Here is a 2,431-nt window from a genome sequence, read left to right on the forward strand (position 1 = left end):
AAAAGATAAAGATAAAAATCTATCTTTAGAGCAAGTAAAAAATCCGGATATTTTACCTGAAGAAATTGTTGAAGAAGGAAGAAGGAAGAAGGAAGAAGGAAGAGGGAAAAAGTGGATGGATACTCAAACCTCAACCAATTTTAAACACTCTGTAGACAACAGGCTATTCAACCCAAAAGATAAAGATAAAAATCCATCTTTAGAGCAGCTAGAAAATCAGGATATTTTGCCTGAAGAAATTATTCAAGAATTAGTAAATCAAGCAGAAGCAATTGAAGAATTTTTTCATGGTTTGCCTCAAGATATTGAATGGTGTTGGGATGGGGAAAAAGTTTGGATTTTGCAAAGTCGTCCGATTACTAATTTGAGACCTATCTGGACGCGAACTATTGCAGCAGAGGTAATTCCCGGAGCAATTCATCCTTTAACTTGGTCGATAAATCGTCCTCTGACTTGTGGGGTTTGGGGAGAAATTTTTACAATTGTTTTAGGGGAAAAGGTAGCAAATTTAGATTTTACTGAGACGGCAACTTTACTCGGTTCCCATGCTTATTTTAATGCTACTTTGTTAGGGGAAATTTTTAGAATGATGGGTTTGCCGGAGCAGGGTTTAGAGTTTTTATTACGAGGGCAAAAAATGGGAAAACCTCCTTTAAGAAAAGTTTGGTCTGCTTTGCCTGGTTTATGGCGTTTGATTCAAAAAGAAATAGCGGTTGATAATGAGTTTGAGCGTGACTATCATCAAATTTTTGTTCCTGCTTTAGAAAGTTTAGAGAATAATTTTAAACAGAATTCGTCTCAGTCTTTATCAGAATTATTAGATATAGCGGAAAGAATTCAGATATCGTTAATACCAATTACTTTTTATAATATTTTGGGTCCGATAGGTTTGGCAATTAGGCGATCGCTGTTTAGTATTTCTGAGGAATGGTTGCCTACTGATACTGCTCCAGAAATTGTTTCGATTCGAGAATTACAACAGTTGGCAGTTAAGTTAAAAATGACAACTAATTCTGATGGGGAAATAGAGGCAGAGTTTGATAAAAATCGGGAATTACAAAAGGAGTTTCAGCAATGGTTAGAAAGTTATGGTTATTTGAGTGAGGTTGGTACGGATATTTCTGTGGCAACTTGGGGAGAAAAGCCAGATAATTTTCGTGACTTATTATTTGCAATGGCTCAGAATCAGTTATCAGTTAACAGTTATCAGTTATCAGTCAATACAGTAAATTCTTTAAATTTGTGGCAGAGGTGGCGACTGGCGCAATGTGCAAAGCGTGCAAGAACTAAAGGTAAAATTGCTGAAGTTTATGGAAAACTTTTAGCTTATTTACGACAGACGTTTTTGGCAATAGAAAAATATGGATTAGAAGTAGGAATTTTTGAGCAAAAAGGAGATATTTTTTATTTGGAATTTGCGGAAATTCGCCAATGGATTTTATCAAAAGAAAAAAATCAAGAAGGTAGTGTAGGTTGGCTTGAAGGAGAAAACTCAACAAAAAGATGCTCCCTAAACCCCCTTGAGAAGGAGGGAATGACAGAATCTTCTGTAGGTTGGGTTGACGAAGGAAACCCAACAAATACTATAGGAGTTGAAGAATATGAGGAAATGTTTGAGGATCTATTCCCCCTAACTCCCCTTGATATCTCCCCAACTCCGCAACTCCCCAGCCCCCCGCAACTCAAACAACTTATCCGTCAAAGAAAGGAACAGTTGGAAAAAGATGGCGATCGCCAAGTTCCCTCGGTAGTTTATGGGAATGTATTACCTCAAGAAAGTAGGGAAACTTTCTCTAGTGAGGAAAATGTTTCTATTTTACAAGGGATACCAGGAAGTGTTGGTTGTGTGGAAGGTTATGTCAAGATTTGTCGGAGTTTAGAGGTAAATCTTGCTGAGTCGGAAAATCTAATTATAGTTGTGCCTTATACGGATGCTGGTTGGGCACCTTTGTTGTTGAAGGCAAAAGGTATTATTGCTGAGGTGGGGGGGCAGTTATCCCACGGAGCTATTATTGCGCGGGAGTATGGTATTCCAGCAGTAATGAATATTTCTGGAGCGATGACTCGTTTACAAGATGGGCAAAAAGTTAGGGTAGATGGATATCGGGGAACAGTGGAATTATTATCTTAGATAATTGAGATAATTAGCATTTACTGTAATGTTATGCAAAAGCATTCATCTTTATAGCAGTACGTTTTTTTGCTTAGGCAGTAAATCTTGCTCAAACTCACTGATATATTACTTTTAAATATTGCCCCTGTTCGTTAGGAGACATTTTTATGATAACCACTTTATGATAACCACCATTGCCAAAACAATACATTTCTAATTGATTGTTTTTGATGATATATAGAAGCCCTAAGCGTATCTTGGGCTTTGTTGCGAGTTTTTGGCTCAGTCCTCAGTCCTCGTAGGGGCGTTTTCCTGACG

At 37.5% G+C, this 2,431-nt stretch carries 1 protein-coding gene; it reads left to right on the plus strand.

Annotation, left to right across the window (positions count from 1 at the left end; genetic code table 11):
• On the plus strand, window positions 1-2,131 hold a 2,131-nt coding region (locus AFK68_RS01690; RefSeq protein WP_246843931.1), incomplete at its 5' end, for a PEP-utilizing enzyme.
• Window positions 2,132-2,431: the final 300 nt, after the last annotated feature.

Origin of the sequence: Hydrocoleum sp. CS-953 (genome assembly GCF_002260545.1) — a bacterium.
Taxonomy (GTDB): Bacteria; Cyanobacteriota; Cyanobacteriia; order Cyanobacteriales; family Microcoleaceae; genus Trichodesmium.